Here is a 14,980-nt window from a genome sequence, read left to right as displayed (position 1 = left end):
GCCATAAATGGCCCTTAAACATGCATGTAGAATAGAATTTACAAATCCTGTGTACCTTTGTTTTCACTATGGGAATCAGAGCACTTTTAAGTGAGCCGCTGGCTCGGTATATTGTACGTCAACAGCAGGAATGGATTGCAAAAAGTCTTGAAGTTCAGGAAAAATGGAGAAAGCAGCTCGTTGCAAAAGCCGCAGATACTCAGTTTGGAAGAGACCATTTTTTCAGGGATATCCATTCTTATTCGGATTTCAAAGAAGCTGTTCCGGTCAGTGATTACGAAGATCTGAAAGGATATATTGAGAAAATCAAAACGGGAGAAAGCAATGTGCTGTGGCCTGACAAGCCTTTGTATTTTGCCAAAACGTCAGGTACTACTTCCGGTACAAAATACATCCCGATTTCAAAAGATTCCATTTCCAATCACATCAATTCGGCCCGCAACGCCATTCTGACGTATATTGCCGAGACCGAAAAAGCTGAATTCCTGGATAAAAAACTGATTTTTCTTTCCGGCAGCCCCGTCCTGACAGAAACCGGCGGCGTACTGACAGGCCGTTTGTCAGGTATTTCCAATCATCATGTTCCGGGCTATCTGCGCTCCAACCAGATGCCAAGCTACGAAACCAACTGCATTGAAGACTGGGAACTGAAGCTGGATAAAATCATTGACGAAACACTGCATCAGCCGATGTCGCTGATTTCGGGCATTCCGCCGTGGGTTCAGATGTATTTTGACAGGATTACCGAGCGGACGGGAAAAAAGATCAAAGATGTATTTCCGGATTTTTCATTGTTCATCTACGGCGGTGTCAATTTTGAGCCTTACAAAGCCAAACTTTTTGAATCCATCGGAAAGCGGATCGATTCCATTGAACTGTATCCGGCTTCCGAAGGGTTTCTCGCCTACCAGAATTCGCAGGAAGATGAAAGTCTGCTTTTGCTGCTGGATACCGGAATTTTCTATGAATTCATTCCTGTTGAAAACTTTTTTGACGAAAATCCAAAAAGGTTATCCATCGGAGAAGTGGAAATCGGTCGTAACTACGCAGTTATTATCAACAATAACGCCGGATTATGGGGTTATTCGCTTGGCGATACGGTTCGCTTTGTTTCAACAAATCCGTATAAAATACTCGTAACAGGCCGGATCAAACATTTTATTTCCGCTTTCGGCGAGCATGTAATCGGTGAGGAAATCGAAAAAGCACTGCGCTATGCAATGGAACGCCATCCCGAAACGGAAGTTGTGGAATTTACAGTAGCTCCAATGGTAAATTCCGATAAAGGCGGACTTCCTTATCATGAATGGCTTGTTGAATTTGCAGCAATGCCGCATAACAGTGAGCAATTTGCCCGGGACATTAATCAGCGATTGACGGAACTTAATATTTATTATCTGGATCTGATCAAAGGCAATATTCTGCGTCCGCTCGAACTGGTGCCGTTGCGCAAAAACGCTTTTATAGATTATATGCGTGCAAACGGAAAACTCGGCGGACAGAACAAAGTACCAAGATTATCCAATGACCGTAAAATAGCGGATGAACTACTGAAAATGAACCGGTCCTGAAACGGATCTTTAACGTGAAAATGTAAGATGAAGAAGAGAATAGCTATTTTAGGTTCAACCGGTTCCATTGGTACCCAAACGCTGGAAGTTATTGAAGCCAATCCCCAGATTTTTTCCGTATCCGTACTGACTGCACAGGATAATGCCGATTTATTAATTCAGCAGGCAATCAAATTCCGCCCGCTGGAAGTTGTGATCGGCAATGAAAGGCATTATGAAAAGGTCAAAAGCGCTTTATCCTCTATTTTCGTTAAAGTTCATGCCGGTGCTTCTGCGCTGGTTTCCGTCGTAGAATCCGATTCGGTTGACATAGTTCTGACTGCCATGGTCGGTTATGCCGGCCTTTTGCCCACCATTCATGCCATTAAAGCCGGAAAAGACATTGCTTTGGCAAACAAGGAAACGCTGGTTGTTGCCGGCGAACTCATTACAAGTCTGGCAAAACAGTACAAAGTGAATATTTATCCGGTGGATTCGGAGCACTCGGCTATTTTCCAGTGCCTTGTCGGAGAAGCCGAAAATCCGGTTGAAAAAATAATCCTGACAGCGTCCGGCGGGCCGTTTCGGGGAAAAGATAAATTATTTCTGGCCAATGTGACCAAACAGCAGGCGCTTAAACATCCGAACTGGACAATGGGTGCCAAAATAACGATTGATTCTGCAACCTTGATGAACAAAGGGCTGGAAGTAATCGAGGCGAAATGGTTATTTGATCTGCAGGCCGGACAAATAGACGTGATCGTTCATCCGCAAAGCATTATCCATTCGCTTGTACAGTTTGAAGACGGCAGCATCAAGGCGCAAATGGGTTTGCCGGATATGAAACTTCCGATTCAGTATGCCCTGAATTACCCGACGCGCGTAAAATCCGATTTTCCACGTTTCAACTTTACGGATTATCCTTCGCTTTCCTTTGAAAAACCCGATCTGGAAACGTTCAGGAACCTTGCCATTGCCTACGAAGTACTGGAAAAAGGCGGAAATGCAGCCTGTATTGTCAACGCAGCCAATGAAATTGCCGTAGAAGCTTTCCTTCTGGATAAAATCGGGTTTCTGGAAATTTCGGATGTCATTATCGAGAGCGTCGCCAAAATAGCGTTTGTATCTGATCCTTCTTATTCCGACTATGTTCAAACAAATGAAGAAACCAGACGTTTTGCTTCTGATATGATTCAGGTGAAAGTGTAAATGAAAACAATTGCTCTTAAATACTTGTCGGTTGCGCTTGCGAGTACGCTTAAATTTTTCGGAGGTCCTATTACCGGTGTCATTCTCAAACTGGGCTGGATTGAAACGGCTTTGTGCTCTGCCGCCGGAATGATGTTCAGCGTACTGGTACTTACATATCTTGGAAGCGGAATTCAGGAACTGATCAAAAAGAACCGGAAATCGCAACCGAAAAGATTTACAAAGACAACACGCCTTGCCGTTAATATCTGGCAGAAATTCGGGATCATAGGAATTGCTTTTCTGACGCCGCCATTATTTACGCCTTTGTTCGGGCCCATTCTGGCCGTTGCCTTCCGCGTGCCAAGAGCATCTATTTTCTTATGGATGACTTCCAGCGCGCTGCTCTGGGGACTTGCGATTTCCTACATAGCGCACAAAATGACGTTTGTCCAGGAATGGATCAAATAAAGTAACCTTGTTTCAACGGCTGACTTCTTTCTTCGGAGCAGCGTTTTTCTTCATGAAATCTCCTTGCGAGAAGTATTTTTCAATTAGGCAATACATTAATATAAAAAAATAACGGCTTCCCATTTCCTTGATTTTCAGTTTGGAAACGCCATATTTCCGGTTTGTCCAGCTGTTTGGAACCACGGCGTAGTTGTAACCGCGAACCATGGCTTTCAGCGGAAGTTCAATGGTAAGGTTAAAATGCGGCGATAAAAAAGGCTTTATTCCTTCAATGGTTTCCCTTTTATATAACTTAAAAGCATTGGTTGTATCGTTGTATTTGATGCCCATGACAATACGGACTATAAAATTGGCAACCCGGTTGATTACTTTCTTCAAAGCCGGATAATCAACCACTTTGCCGCCTTTTTCCCACCGTGACCCGAAAACGCAGTCATAATCGCCTTCGAGCATTTTGAAATAATATTTTGCAAGGTCTTCCGGATCATCGGACATGTCCGCCATAAATACCGCAACGCAATCGCCCTTAAAACGTTCAAGGCCATATCTTACCGCATAGCCAAACCCGTTAGGACCCGGATTTGTATAATAAACCAAGGTAGGGATCTGAACAGAAAGCTCATCCAGCACCCGGAGCGTTCCGTCTTTGGAATTGTCGTTTGTTACACAAATTTCGTGGGGAATATTGTACTTATTTAATGTATTATGCAGGGAAGTCAGCGTGTCTGTTATGGATTCTTCTTCGTTATATGCTGGTATTACGATGCTTAGCTTCATAGATGTAAAATGGTAAAAACAGTACAAATTAAAGATTATTAATTTTAACTGCCAATTTTTTCCGGTTGGGAGAGTTGCTTGTCATACTCCGCCAGCGTTTTGGAAATGGTGTTGCTGTAACGGTTTTCCAGCCATTGGCCGACGTTTTCGAACATCTCTCTTCTGTTTTTCAAGAAATTCCTGTTGTCTCTGGAATGTACATTGCTCAACCCTGCACTGTGTTTTCTGTATACGCCCATAACCTCGGGCAAATATCTGATTTTTCCGTTTGCAGCAAGCTGAATAGCGACGGCCCAGTCACCGGCGGCTGCTTTTGCATGCCAGTCAGCGAAGTCATTGATCAGAAAATAGTTGCGGTAAAGCCAGCTTGCCGTGGCCATAAACCATTTATCTTCCAGAATATCTTCGATTGTGGAAATTAACTTCTGTTCCGGATTATTGAACAAATGCGGCGCGGAACCGTCTTCGTAAATCACCGTTACATTATGATGGCACATGGCAAAATCCGGATTGGCATCCATGAAATTGACCTGCTTCTGAAGTTTCAAAGGATCCGTCCAGTAATCGTCGCCTTCGCACATGGCCACGTACTCACCTTTGCATGCTTTCAATAGTTGAAGAACGTTGTTGCGTCCTGCAAATTCTCTTGGCTCTTTCGGGCCCTGATTTTCAGAATGCAGGAAAGCCCGGATCCTGCCGGGATTTTCCTGCATGTATTTCTGTATAATGGCCGGAGTTGCATCCGTTGAGGCATCGTCTCCGATTACAATTTCAAAAGGAAAACGGGTTTGCTGCATCAATGCGCCGTCCAGCATTTGTGCAATGTACTTTTCATGATTGTAAGCCGGTACGCAAACGGATACTTTCATCATGTCAGGATTCCGTACTGAAAACCTCATTCAATTGTGCTACGCTAGGAAAACCGGGCGTTACAAGTTCGGTTTCCGGTTTGTAGATGTAAGCCATCGGATAGCCTCTTTCTATGAAAGTCGGCTCGTCCAGATTATTGTAACGCAGCTGCACCGACCAGCGGATATTGCGCGTGATATTGTTTCCGGACTGGTGTATCAAAAAAGCAGAGAAAATAAGAATATCACCGACTTTAAACTCGGTCTGGACAAAATCCTCTTCTTTTAGCTGTGTGGTAATGCCGCCCTGATACCCGGATGTGGAAGATTCCTGTAAGCCGGCTTTATGGCTTCCCGGAATCACCTGCAATGCACCGATATCCGCACCGGCATCCACCATCGGAAACCAGATTACAGCACTGTCCAACGATCCTTGTCCCGTACGCCAGTCCTGATGTGCATCCAGTTTCCAGTGCTTGCTGCCGTCTTTGGACAAAAACCGGCTGTTGAACTGCATGGCTGCCCGCGCGCCGATGATCGGATTGGAAAGACCGACTTCTTTCAGCAGATTTTCAATTTTGGGATCAAGGCCGAGGCGGTGCAGTGAAAAGGTATGCTGAACCGTTTTTCCCGTATTGACAAATGCATTGAAATCTTTTTCAAAAAATTCGAACATGGCATTTTCAAATGCATCGCGGTCATCCACATCCACCGTTTTTCCGGTAACACGTTTAATTTGGGCAGCAAATATTTTTCTTGCGTCAAGGTATATGTTACTGATTACTTCCTTGTCCAGAAAGTTTCTCAAAAGAATAAATCCGTCTCTATTGAATTGTTCCTGAAGTGTGCTCATAATATGATTGCGTCAAGTGATGTTAAAATTGAAAGAATTGCAATAAACTAATTTTCCCAAACAGCATAGGCAAATCCTGCCGTTCCGAAACCATTGCCGTTATATAACAGATATTTTTTACCGTTATGTTCGTAATAGTTGGCATAATCGATCATTTGGTAATCGAAGTCTTCCGGGTTTTCAGATTTGGCAATTCCTACGAGATGATCTTTGCGTTCCCAGTTTGTGCCGTCTGCAGATTCTGCATAGCCAAGCCGGTAACTCTGATTTCTGTCAGTTCGGTAGTCCCGCGTATGACGGTAAGAATAGTACATTTTGTAAATGCCGTCTTCCCTGAATACGCTCGGCCTGCCGACTGCATGCAGGAAATCATCAAAGTCAAGGGTCGGAATGTCGCTGATTTCCCAATGAATTCCGTCTCTGGACGTTGCAGACTGTCCGCGGTAATAGGGTTCCGGATAGCCGTGGATGTACTCACATTTATGTCCGGAAATATACCACATGCGCCAGGTGCCGTCATCGTCAATCAATACCGAAGGCTGAGCCGCCCAAAGCGGGTTCTGAATGCTTCTGTCCATAATTGGGCCGGCAAACATTTTCTTGAAAGACAAACCGCCGTCGCTGCTGACCGCCAGTCCCATGGAAAGCCGGTACGAATTCCACGTCCGGTTCCATCCGGTATAATACAGCCAGATATCGCCGTTTGGCCTGTTTACAAACCAGGAAGGCATGGCGCCGGTTTCGTCATATTCACCCGGGCCGCCCAGTTCCAGAATGGGTTTGTCGTGTATGTAAAGGATCTTTTTGGGATCGTCGTAATCCACATCCAGAAACGTAGGCCGTGACTGGCCTTTTTCGTCGCGGGAAGAAAAATAAATACGAAGGAAATCTTTGTGTTTATACGCAAACGGAACCTGTGCATGTGAAAGGCTGTGCGGCAAACTTCCGTCGGGCTTGTATATTACTCCTTTTTTAACCCACATAAAATGATAATGTTACTGATTAATCAACCGCCTTTTCCGCGCGCAAACGCCAGGTATCCACGAAATCTTTTCCGGGAATCGGCAAATCGATATTGACTTCCGGCGCTTTGGATGTAACCCTGTATTCCATGACGTAAAAGGCATTTCCGAAAACGTAATGCAATTTGAAATTTTCAACATTGGCAGGAACGTCTTCAATCGGGACTTCGGCACGGAAAAGCGGATTTGCTTTCAGTAAAGTAGCATAAGTCGGTGTATTGCGTAACCACGGCGCCACACTTTCATCGCCTACGACCACTTTTCCGCCGGGTCGGACAACGCGGGTAAGTTCGTTGAAAGCTCTTTTTCGCTCCGAAAAAGTATTGATTCCGCCAAAATGAAAAACAGCATCGAACGTATCGTCAGGAAACGGAAGGTAAGAGCCGTTGCCCAGAAAATAATGAACATTTACGTCTTCGGCGGAAAGTTTTTCCTGCGCTCTTTTCAGCATGTTCGGTGAAAGGTCGGAAAGTACCGCTGTGCCGCCCGGCCGGATTTTATCAAGAATCAGCGCAGAATCCTTGCCGGTTCCTGCGCCCACTTCCAGCGCCTTCATGCCGGGTTTCAGCTCCATCAGATCTATAAAGAATTTTCTGGTCGCAGCTTCGTCCGAATGGTTCAAGGTTTCGAAAACCCAGGAAACACCTCTGTCGTAGCGAAGGAAAGCCTGATCATAAAGATATTGTTCACGCGCATCTTCAGGCAATAATTCCTTGGGATAAAGCATATTGACAATGCCGGTTTCGCCTACTTCATATATGGTGCCGTCTTCGCTCGTGAGTGTTTTTCCGTCTTCTGCAATTTTCAGTGCGGTTCCTGTAAGCGGACAAACCAACGATTCTAAAAACTCTTTCTGATTCATTTGTGCTGTGCTGATTGGTACTTAATATGGTCAAAATTACTTTTTTTCTTTGTAACAACATTCAATGTGTACGTCCTTGTTACCAAAAGGAAAAAGCAACTGCCGTGAAATGCAAGCTGCAAAACGCCATTTTATTTCTTATTACCTTTGGTAACGATTTGTTCGAATCGCCATTCTGTCAGAAAAGATTTTATTCAGTATGTCACAGCTTCAGGAAAAAATAAAAGCCATTGCAAAAGATCAGGCGCAGGATATTATTGCGCACCGCCGTCACCTGCACAGCAATCCGGAATTATCTTTTGAAGAATTCAAAACGGCGGTATATGTTGCTAAGGAACTTACTGCAATGGGTTTGCAGCCGCATGAAGGCGTTGCCGGAACCGGAGTTGTCACGCTCATTGAAGGCCGTAACCCGGAAAAAAGGATTATTGCCCTGCGCGCGGACATGGATGCGCTGCCTATTCTGGAAGCCAACGAGGTGCCATACAAATCCACAGTTCCGGGTGTTATGCATGCCTGCGGACACGACGTACATACCTCGTCATTGCTCGGAACGGCGAGAATATTAAACTTGCTTAAAGATGAATTTGAAGGAACGGTAAAGCTAGTTTTTCAGCCGGCCGAGGAAAAGGCTCCCGGCGGCGCTTCGCTGATGATCAAGGAAGGCGTTCTGGAAAACCCGAAGCCTGCCAGTATGATCGGGCAGCATGTGGCACCCAACATTCCGGTTGGTAAAATCGGCTTTCGCGAAGGCATGTACATGGCCAGTACGGACGAACTGTATCTTACCGTGAAAGGAAAAGGCGGGCATGCAGCGGCACCGCATCAGCTTGTGGATCCTGTTCTGATGGCTTCGCATATTATTGTCGCATTGCAGCAGATCATCAGCCGCAACCGCAATCCCGCCAATCCGGCGGTACTTTCATTCGGGCGCTTTATTGCCGACGGTGTCACCAATGTGATCCCCAATGAAGTAACGATTCAGGGAACGTGGCGCTGCATGGATGAAGAATGGCGCGAAGACGGCTTGCGGAAGATGAAAAAGCTGGCCGAAGGAATTGCCGAATCCATGGGCGGAAGCTGCGTATTTGATATTGTAAAAGGGTATCCTTTCCTGAAAAACCATCCGGCACTTACCCAACGCATCCGAACGGCAGCGACGGAATACATGGGCACCGAAAACGTTGTTGACCTTGATCTCTGGATGGCCGGGGAAGATTTTGCATTTTACTCCCAGGTTGTCGATTCCTGCTTTTACAGGCTTGGAACGCGCAATGAAGCCAGAGGAATTATTTCCGGCGTACATACGCCCACTTTTGATATTGATGAAAGTGCACTGGAAATTTCAACCGGATTAATGAGCTGGCTGGCTGTTTCCGAACTTGGTTTTTAAGGAATGTAACGTTTGAACAAACTTTCGATTTTCAGGCTGATAACGCCGAAGATTGCCTCTTTAAAGATTCCGCGCGACATTTTGGAAGCTCCTTTTGTACGGTCTGTGAAAATAATGGGAACTTCCACAATGTTGAAGCCATACTTCCAGGAATTGAATTTCATCTCGATCTGAAATGCATAGCCTATAAACCGGATGTTGTTCAGATTAATGGTTCTTAAAACCTTGCTCGTGTAGCAGATAAAACCCGCAGTCGGGTCCATAATGCGCATGCCGGTGATCATCCTTACGTAATATCCGGCAAAATACGACATCAGAACACGGTTGATCGGCCAGTTTACAACATTTACACCCGTAATATAGCGCGATCCGATTGCAACATCATGACCATCGACTGCGCAGGCATCATGCAGGCGCATCAGATCTTCAGGCGGATGCGAAAAGTCGGCATCCATTTCAAAGACGTATTCATATCCTCGTTCCAGAGCCCATTTAAATCCATGAATATAGGCGGTCCCAAGGCCCAGCTTGCCTTTTCTTTCCACAAGGTGCAAGGATTCTTCAAATTCTTTAAGTAATTCCTTCACAACGGCAGCGGTACCGTCCGGCGATCCGTCGTCGATAATCAGTACATCAAAGGGGTAATTCAAGCTTAATACTTTGCGTATAATGGCTTCAATATTTTCAATTTCGTTGTAGGTAGGGATTACTACAATGCTTTTGTTCACAACAGGTTGGATTTGAATGTTAATGTGTGGTATAGGGAATTAATAACTGTTTAAAACTTGATATTATTATTTTTCTCGCGAAGCGTAATTTTCCTGTTTACTTTTTCATAAATGCGTGTCATCTGCTGCGGATGCGTCATATAATAAGAATAGCTGTTCCGGTAAGCAACGGTGTCCACTTTATGTTTTTTCCAGATATCGTTTTTCAGCTTGTTGAAAATCATGATAGACGAATCCAGCGACCTTAGCTGCAAACGGTTAACCCTGGACTCGGCCAGGTGAATATCTGTGAGAATAGTTGCCATCTGTTCTTCCGAAAGTGTATTTTTCGGCGGCTTTTCATCATCCACACAGCCGGAAAGCAGCATGCCGGTGATCAGAAAAAGGATTAATCTGTTTGTGAAATTCATGGTCGGAGACTTCATAACTCTCAAAATGCCTATCTTTGTTTAGATGCACCGGATGACAAAGGTGATAATTTTTTTGCAAAACTTATGTTTGAACAATTCCTGGGAAAGCTCAGAAAGTACGAAATACGTATGCGAAAAGCGGTGACCAGCGAACGTCACGGCAACTTTCATTCTGTCTTTAAAGGATCGGGCCTTGAATTTGATGATCTGCGTCTTTATCAGTACGGCGATGACGTCCGGGCTATTGACTGGAATACTTCCGCAAAAGGACACGGAACGTTCATTAAGATATTTAAGGAAGATAAAGAGCAGACTGCGTTTTTTATGCTGGATGTAAGTGCATCGCAGCAGGTCGGTGAGCTGAAAAGACTTAAAATCGATATTGCAAAGGAAATCTGCGGCGTACTGACTTTGTCGGCCATTCAGGAAGCTTCCAGAGTGGGTTTGTTGTGTTTTTCGGATCGCAACGAACGTTACATCCGGCCTTCCGACGGCATGAAACATGGTTACAGCGTCATTTCTGAATTGTATAAACTGGTTCCGGAGTCAACAAGAACCAATATTGCAGAAGCCATTCTGGTTGCGCTGAACGTTCTGAAACGCCGCAGCCTGATTTTTCTGATCTCGGATTTTATCGACAATGATTATCAGCATAACCTCAAAGCGCTGGCGCGCAAACATGACCTGATTGTCATTCATTTGTACGATACGCGTGAAGTGAATTTGCCAGGACTGGGTATTATTCCGCTTTATGACGCAGAAAGGCAAAGTACGGTCTGGGTAAATACTTCTTCCCGGCAATACCGTCAGGAAATGGCAAGCCGGTTTGGTAAAAGAAGTGCGGAACTGCAGAAACTCTGTCATCAGAACCGCGCGGATTATATTTCCATCAACACGCAGGAAGATTATGTTCCCGCGCTTATCCATTTATTCAAGGTGAGGCGTTATACCAAAAATGCTGCACAATAGTTATTCAATGGTTATAAAGGAATTTTTGAAGTTCCGGATTTATTTAAAATCGGTAATCCGGAAATGGTTTTTGCCGGAACAAAACTTAACGATTTGCCGGATCCTTATTTTTCTTCTTGTCATGCAGCTTGCCAGCTACGGCCAGAAGCCGTCGGGGATTTTTCTGACCGACAGCGTGGAAGTAGGAAAACCGGTTTATTTTTCGCTGAGCATACGCCATAAACCCAATACCGAAGTTTTTTTTCCGGATACTTCCTTTAACTTTTCCCCCTTTGAAATAATATCAAAAACCAGTTTTGTTTCCAGTACCAATGAAAAAGGAACGCTGGACAGCGCCGTTTATCATCTGGTTTCATTTGATGTTTCCAATGTGCAGTCGCTGCGGATGCCGGTTTATATTTTCAATAAAAAAGACTGTACGGCTGTATTTACCGAACCGGACTCCCTTTTTCTGATCCGAAGCAATGTATTTGAGAAAACAGAAAAGCCGGTTCTTGTGGCCGAAACAGGCTTGTTGCCGCTCAGCAGCCAGTTTAATTTTTCTGTACTCATCGGAAGCGTAGCGCTGATCATCGGGTTTATCGGAAGCATTTACTGGGTTTTCGGACAGGATATTTACAAGCAATGGCAGCTTATAAAATTGCAGCGCCGGCATCTGGAATATCTGCGGTCATTTAACAGGCTGATGCGCAATGCACGTGAAAAAAACAATATCAAAGATGCGGAAAAGGCCATTATCGTCTGGAAAAATTATCTTGAAAGACTGGAAAAAAAGCCTTTTGCAACGTATACAACACGTGAAATCGTTGACAACATGCCCGACGAAGCACTTGCAGAAGCATTGAAAAACATGGACGGCATTATTTACGGTCAGGTTATTTCCAAAAATATGCATACGTATCTGGAAGTTCTCAAAGCCGGAGCCACGCGGAATTATCAGAATAAAAGAAGATTTATTTTGGACAGCCCGGTAATATAGTTTTTTATGGAAGAATGGTATTCATTGAAATGGTTCCGGTATGATGTTCTGAATTCCTTTGAATGGGTTTATCCTTACTTTTTGTACCTGCTGCCGTTTGTGCCTTTACTTTTCTGGCTGCGCGATGCATTGTACCGGAAACACAAGCAGAAACTTGTCATAACCTATAATCCCGTAAAAGGTTTCAGGGACTGGCTTACACTTCTGCGTTTGATCCAGCCGGTTTGTGTTGCATTGGCCATTAGTCTGATACTCGTTTGCCTGGCTCGCCCGCAGATCATTTCAGAACGTACAGACCAGTATTCGGAAGGAATTGATATTATGCTGTTGCTGGATATTTCGGATTCCATGATGGAAAAAGACCTGAGCCCGAACCGGCTGGAAGCGGCAAAAACCGTTGCGAGGCAGTTTATAAAAGGACGTCTTCAAGATCGGATCGGGCTTATTATTTTCGCAGGCGAAGCCGTTTCGCTTTGTCCGCTTACAACGGACTATGAATTATTATACGGTTTTCTGGACGAGATCAAACCGGACATGATCCCGACTCCGGGAACGGCCATCGGAAGTGCGCTGGCCGTGGCTGTAAACCGGATGAGAGATACGCAGGGTGAAAGTAAAGTGGCCATTCTGATCAGCGACGGAGACAATACTTCCGGCAATCTCGGCCCGGCAACTTCGGCACAACTGGCCAATGCGTTCGGTGTGAAAGTTTATACCATTTCCGTCGGGCGGCCTAAAAAAGCAGCGCGGCAGGACAGTACCAATATTTCAAATGCATTCGTTGATGAAAGTGAGCTGAAAAACATTGCCGGCCTGGGAAACGGGAAATATTTCAGGGCAACGGATAATACGGCGCTTGAAACGGTGTTTAAACAAATTGACCAGCTCGAAAAAGTAAAAGCCAGAAACGTTGTATCCCGCGATATCAGCGACTTTTACCGGATTTATCTTTACTGGGCCGTATTGTTCCTGCTGGTGGCGCTGGGAACAAAAAGTACATTTATGACGAATATTCTGGAAGACTGATGCTGAAAGCTTACTATAACATGAATGTCATCGAAGCCGGGCTGGATGAAGTGGGCCGCGGTTGTCTGGCCGGACCAGTTGTGGCGGCAGCAGTAATTTTGCCCAAAGATTACTCGCATTCCTATCTGAACGATTCCAAGCAACTTACAAAATGGCAGCGTATGGAACTTGAAAAAGAAATCATCCGGGAAGCACTTTCCTATGCCGTTGCCGAAGTTGACAATTTTGAAATAGATAAGATCAACATTCTGAAAGCCAGCTTTCTGGCCATGCACCGTGCCGTTGACAAGCTGCATCTGAAACCGGAGCATTTGCTTGTGGACGGAAACCGTTTTACGCCGTATCCGCTGATTCCGCATACTTGTATTATCAAAGGCGATGCGCATTACCTTTCCATTGCAGCAGCTTCGGTACTGGCCAAAAATTACCGTGATGAGCTTATGTGCAGTCTCGCAAATCAGTTTCCGCATTACGGCTGGGAAACCAACGTCGGTTATCCTACAATCCATCATAGAAAAGCACTGAGCCTGCATGGTCCTTGCTCTTATCACAGAATGACCTTTAAGCTGTTCAAAACAGAAGAAAATCAGTCAGTGGAAGAAGCGGAAGATCTGGGCTTTTTGTAAATCGGAACCGTACTGCATGGCTCGCCGAACATCAGGCTCTGAACAACCGGTTTCAGCAAACGGCTTACTTCAACATATGCGGAAACGGGAACCGGTACTTTACTGCAACCTTTTACAACCACGCGTTTTCCCGTAAATTCCTCAGGATTCAGTTTATGGATCGCATCTGTAAACAATTTGCTTTCCAGCGCATCCAGGTCGCCGAAAACGACGGCATTGGCATAAGGTTCCAGCTGAACGGCAAGCAGCATATACGCCCAGGTTGGCACAATCGCATCTTCTGAACAGATGATGGCCACATTTTTTCCCTGATACTGAACCCAGTCATGCGATTTCAGAAATTCGCGGAAATCTTTTTCCCGCAGGATCATTCCCTGCCACAGATTATCTTTTATATCATAAAGAATGCGTTCGCCCGGATGATACAGTTCTTCCAAGTCCAGTGAAACAATGCCACTGACGGCAACGCGGTTTACAATTTCCTGAGTTTCCATTTTACACGATAAATTAGTAAATCAGTAACAACAAAAAAGAAGAGTTTGTTTGCTTGCTGAATGCAGAATTGAGAATTACACTGTCAGGTTCGCCTTTTTGGGTGGAGGCGACATGAAATCTTTCAGATAATACGGTTCAAAAGCAGCTACGTCTTCAAACTGATTAGTTTCAAAAGCCTGAACAGCCAATTTCCCAATGGTAATGGCAGAAGGCCGGATTTCCATTTCCGGAAAAATCGCATTCGGATGTTCCAGCAACAGCGGCTTGCATTTGGCAGCACCGTCGCCAAAAAACACTACTTTATGATCTGTTAACAAATCCTGAAAAGATGCATCGTTCATAATAACAGCTTGCGTTGGCCATACAAAATTATTCTGATCATCAAACACGGCAGCATAAACTTCCATCCGGCGCGCATCAATCATTGGGCAGAGCAAATGTCCGGCATAAAAAGGTGCGACTTGCAAAGCCATGGCTTGCAACGTGTTAATGGCAATCAAAGGTTTGTCCAGTGCATAACAGAGACCTTTTGCCGTGGAAACGCCAACGCGCAAGCCTGTGTAGGAACCCGGACCTTTGGCAATGGCAACTGCATCCAGATCCGCCAAATCGTAACCGCTGTGTTCAACGGCACTTTTAATAAGCGTTGTAAGTATGGATGAAGACGACTTGTCTGTATTGAGATCATAACTCGCCAACAATCCTGAATTTTCATGAACAGCCACGGAACAGCCGCGGATAGAAGTATCAATACTTAGTAAGAGCATAAAAAAGAGAAGCCCG

General features: G+C 44.9%; 17 protein-coding genes. 8 read left to right on the top strand and 9 right to left on the bottom strand.

What is annotated here, in order from left to right; translation table 11 throughout:
• Positions 1–68 precede the first annotated feature (68 nt).
• Genes FEM55_RS24015 through FEM55_RS24005 form a run of 3 tightly spaced genes read left to right on the top strand, consistent with a single transcriptional unit; the run spans position 69 to position 3,209 of the window.
• Positions 69–1,571 (top strand): GH3 auxin-responsive promoter family protein, encoded by a 1,503-nt coding sequence (locus tag FEM55_RS24015; protein ID WP_138283869.1) that lies wholly within the window; start codon positions 69–71, stop codon positions 1,569–1,571.
• A gap of 27 nt (positions 1,572–1,598) precedes the next feature.
• Positions 1,599–2,759 carry a 1-deoxy-D-xylulose-5-phosphate reductoisomerase gene (locus tag FEM55_RS24010; protein WP_138283868.1) on the top strand — a complete coding sequence of 387 codons (1,161 nt, stop codon included), beginning with the start codon at positions 1,599–1,601 and terminating at the stop codon, positions 2,757–2,759.
• The gene (locus tag FEM55_RS24005) at positions 2,760–3,209 is read left to right on the top strand and encodes a hypothetical protein (protein WP_138283867.1); all 450 of its coding nucleotides are present in this window, start codon (positions 2,760–2,762) and stop codon (positions 3,207–3,209) included.
• A gap of 12 nt (positions 3,210–3,221) precedes the next feature.
• Here the strand turns inward: FEM55_RS24005 and FEM55_RS24000 are convergent, their stop codons facing one another.
• Genes FEM55_RS24000 through FEM55_RS23980 form a run of 5 tightly spaced genes read right to left on the bottom strand, consistent with a single transcriptional unit; the run spans position 3,222 to position 7,571 of the window.
• Complete coding sequence (locus FEM55_RS24000) at positions 3,222–3,986, bottom strand: glycosyltransferase family 2 protein (RefSeq protein WP_138283866.1); 765 nt, start codon at positions 3,984–3,986, stop codon at positions 3,222–3,224.
• Between the two features lie 44 nt (positions 3,987–4,030).
• Positions 4,031–4,858, bottom strand: coding sequence for a glycosyltransferase family 2 protein (locus FEM55_RS23995; RefSeq protein WP_229209400.1), 828 nt, complete (start codon positions 4,856–4,858; stop codon positions 4,031–4,033).
• A 1-nt stretch (position 4,859) separates the two neighbouring features.
• The gene (locus tag FEM55_RS23990) at positions 4,860–5,687 is read right to left on the bottom strand and encodes a phytanoyl-CoA dioxygenase family protein (protein ID WP_138283865.1); all 828 of its coding nucleotides are present in this window, start codon (positions 5,685–5,687) and stop codon (positions 4,860–4,862) included.
• Positions 5,688–5,734: 47 nt separating this feature from the next.
• Entirely contained in the window at positions 5,735–6,670 is a 936-nt protein-coding gene (locus tag FEM55_RS23985) for a hypothetical protein (RefSeq protein WP_138283864.1), read from the bottom strand.
• Positions 6,671–6,689: 19 nt separating this feature from the next.
• Positions 6,690–7,571: a class I SAM-dependent methyltransferase gene (locus tag FEM55_RS23980; protein ID WP_138283863.1), complete on the bottom strand. Its 882-nt coding sequence runs from the start codon at positions 7,569–7,571 to the stop codon at positions 6,690–6,692.
• A 199-nt stretch (positions 7,572–7,770) separates the two neighbouring features.
• Here FEM55_RS23980 and FEM55_RS23975 point away from each other — a divergent pair, with 199 nt between their 5' ends.
• Positions 7,771–8,964, top strand: coding sequence for a M20 metallopeptidase family protein (locus FEM55_RS23975; protein ID WP_138283862.1), 1,194 nt, complete (start codon positions 7,771–7,773; stop codon positions 8,962–8,964).
• On the opposite strand, the gene FEM55_RS23970 is transcribed toward FEM55_RS23975, so the two are convergent.
• Complete coding sequence (locus FEM55_RS23970; RefSeq protein ID WP_138283861.1) at positions 8,961–9,692, bottom strand: polyprenol monophosphomannose synthase; 732 nt, start codon at positions 9,690–9,692, stop codon at positions 8,961–8,963. The genes FEM55_RS23975 and FEM55_RS23970 overlap by 4 nt on opposite strands.
• Positions 9,693–9,742: 50 nt before the next feature.
• Positions 9,743–10,117 (bottom strand): DUF4296 domain-containing protein, encoded by a 375-nt coding sequence (locus FEM55_RS23965; RefSeq protein ID WP_229209399.1) that lies wholly within the window; start codon positions 10,115–10,117, stop codon positions 9,743–9,745.
• 69 nt (positions 10,118–10,186) lie between these two features.
• Here FEM55_RS23965 and FEM55_RS23960 point away from each other — a divergent pair, with 69 nt between their 5' ends.
• The 4 genes from FEM55_RS23960 (at position 10,187) to rnhB (ending at position 13,702) form a co-directional block, all read left to right on the top strand.
• Positions 10,187–11,071, top strand: a complete 885-nt coding sequence (locus tag FEM55_RS23960) for a DUF58 domain-containing protein (protein ID WP_138283860.1) — start codon at positions 10,187–10,189, stop codon at positions 11,069–11,071.
• Between the two features lie 121 nt (positions 11,072–11,192).
• Positions 11,193–12,050 carry a hypothetical protein gene (locus FEM55_RS23955; RefSeq protein WP_138283859.1) on the top strand — a complete coding sequence of 286 codons (858 nt, stop codon included), beginning with the start codon at positions 11,193–11,195 and terminating at the stop codon, positions 12,048–12,050.
• Positions 12,051–12,056: 6 nt separating this feature from the next.
• Entirely contained in the window at positions 12,057–13,076 is a 1,020-nt protein-coding gene (locus FEM55_RS23950; RefSeq protein WP_138283858.1) for a vWA domain-containing protein, read from the top strand.
• Positions 13,076–13,702: a ribonuclease HII gene (rnhB, locus tag FEM55_RS23945; RefSeq protein ID WP_138283857.1), complete on the top strand. Its 627-nt coding sequence runs from the start codon at positions 13,076–13,078 to the stop codon at positions 13,700–13,702. The genes FEM55_RS23950 and rnhB overlap by 1 nt, the downstream gene beginning before the upstream one ends.
• Here the strand turns inward: rnhB and FEM55_RS23940 are convergent.
• Both FEM55_RS23940 and tsaB read right to left on the bottom strand, forming a co-directional pair.
• A complete protein-coding gene (locus tag FEM55_RS23940) occupies positions 13,663–14,196 on the bottom strand; it encodes a DUF2480 family protein (protein WP_138283856.1) in 534 nt (177 codons plus the stop codon). The genes rnhB and FEM55_RS23940 overlap by 40 nt on opposite strands.
• Before the next feature lie 75 nt (positions 14,197–14,271).
• Positions 14,272–14,964 (bottom strand): tRNA (adenosine(37)-N6)-threonylcarbamoyltransferase complex dimerization subunit type 1 TsaB, encoded by a 693-nt coding sequence (gene tsaB, locus FEM55_RS23935; RefSeq protein ID WP_138283855.1) that lies wholly within the window; start codon positions 14,962–14,964, stop codon positions 14,272–14,274.
• Positions 14,965–14,980 lie beyond the last annotated feature (16 nt).

The sequence above is a fragment of the Dyadobacter sediminis genome (assembly GCF_005860765.1).
Taxonomy (GTDB): domain Bacteria; phylum Bacteroidota; class Bacteroidia; order Cytophagales; family Spirosomataceae; genus Dyadobacter; species Dyadobacter sediminis.
The sequence above is the reverse complement of the archived record's forward strand: the minus strand, read 5'-3'. Positions and strand labels throughout refer to the sequence as shown.

What these genes read in the sequence shown, in the direction of transcription:
- FEM55_RS23960 (WP_138283860.1), top strand. Translation starts at nt 10,187, where the DNA reads ATGTTTGAACAATTCCTGGGAAAGCTCAGAAAGTACGAAATACGTATG.
- FEM55_RS24015 (WP_138283869.1), top strand. Translation starts at nt 69, where the DNA reads ATGGGAATCAGAGCACTTTTAAGTGAGCCGCTGGCTCGGTATATTGTA.
- tsaB (WP_138283855.1), bottom strand. Translation starts at nt 14,964, where the DNA reads ATGCTCTTACTAAGTATTGATACTTCTATCCGCGGCTGTTCCGTGGCT.
- rnhB (WP_138283857.1), top strand. Translation starts at nt 13,076, where the DNA reads ATGCTGAAAGCTTACTATAACATGAATGTCATCGAAGCCGGGCTGGAT.
- FEM55_RS23940 (WP_138283856.1), bottom strand. Translation starts at nt 14,196, where the DNA reads ATGGAAACTCAGGAAATTGTAAACCGCGTTGCCGTCAGTGGCATTGTT.
- FEM55_RS23950 (WP_138283858.1), top strand. Translation starts at nt 12,057, where the DNA reads ATGGAAGAATGGTATTCATTGAAATGGTTCCGGTATGATGTTCTGAAT.
- FEM55_RS23985 (WP_138283864.1), bottom strand. Translation starts at nt 6,670, where the DNA reads ATGTGGGTTAAAAAAGGAGTAATATACAAGCCCGACGGAAGTTTGCCG.
- FEM55_RS23995 (WP_229209400.1), bottom strand. Translation starts at nt 4,858, where the DNA reads ATGATGAAAGTATCCGTTTGCGTACCGGCTTACAATCATGAAAAGTAC.
- FEM55_RS23975 (WP_138283862.1), top strand. Translation starts at nt 7,771, where the DNA reads ATGTCACAGCTTCAGGAAAAAATAAAAGCCATTGCAAAAGATCAGGCG.
- FEM55_RS23980 (WP_138283863.1), bottom strand. Translation starts at nt 7,571, where the DNA reads ATGAATCAGAAAGAGTTTTTAGAATCGTTGGTTTGTCCGCTTACAGGA.
- FEM55_RS23990 (WP_138283865.1), bottom strand. Translation starts at nt 5,687, where the DNA reads ATGAGCACACTTCAGGAACAATTCAATAGAGACGGATTTATTCTTTTG.
- FEM55_RS24010 (WP_138283868.1), top strand. Translation starts at nt 1,599, where the DNA reads ATGAAGAAGAGAATAGCTATTTTAGGTTCAACCGGTTCCATTGGTACC.
- FEM55_RS24005 (WP_138283867.1), top strand. Translation starts at nt 2,760, where the DNA reads ATGAAAACAATTGCTCTTAAATACTTGTCGGTTGCGCTTGCGAGTACG.
- FEM55_RS23965 (WP_229209399.1), bottom strand. Translation starts at nt 10,117, where the DNA reads ATGAAGTCTCCGACCATGAATTTCACAAACAGATTAATCCTTTTTCTG.
- FEM55_RS24000 (WP_138283866.1), bottom strand. Translation starts at nt 3,986, where the DNA reads ATGAAGCTAAGCATCGTAATACCAGCATATAACGAAGAAGAATCCATA.
- FEM55_RS23955 (WP_138283859.1), top strand. Translation starts at nt 11,193, where the DNA reads ATGCAGCTTGCCAGCTACGGCCAGAAGCCGTCGGGGATTTTTCTGACC.